Source organism: Arthrobacter sp. Y3223164 (genome assembly GCF_059091005.1).
In genome coordinates, this window is the sequence record NZ_JBNHGF010000848.1 from 1 (window position 1) to 462 (window position 462).

1 protein-coding gene is annotated in these 462 nt (G+C 72.5%); it reads right to left on the reverse strand.

Features of this window, described 5'->3' with window-relative positions:
* Positions 1-462: FAD-dependent oxidoreductase (locus AC5RUJ_RS18350; RefSeq protein ID WP_494156530.1), on the reverse strand; the 462-nt coding region annotated here is incomplete at both ends.

Sequence of the window (462 nt, forward strand, 5' to 3'; positions counted from 1 at the left end):
CCGGCTTCCACCAGCCGCCGCGCGGGTTCGGGGACGCTCGCCAGCAGGTCTCCGCGTGCCACCAAGGTGACGTCGGTGCCCAACCGGGCATACGCCTGCGCGAGCTCGCAGCCGGAGACGCCGCCGCCCAGCACCAGCAGGCTCTCCGGAACCTTCTGCGCAGCGGTGGCTTCGCGGGTTCCCCAGAAATCGACGCCGTCCAACCCGGGAAGCGGCGGCACGTTCGGGGAGGAACCAGTGGCCAGCACGACGGCGTGGCGTGCGGTGATGCGGGTCAAGGTCCCGTCGTCGTCCGTTGCCGTTACTTCGCGCGGACCGCTAAGCCGGGCGGTGCCTCGGACCAGTTCGATGCCGGCGCCCTTCACCCACTCCACCTGCGAGGCGTCGTCCCAGCCGGAGGTGAAGGAATCGCGGCGGGCCAGCACGGCCTCCGCCGCCAGGCCGCCGGTCACGGCTTCGGCC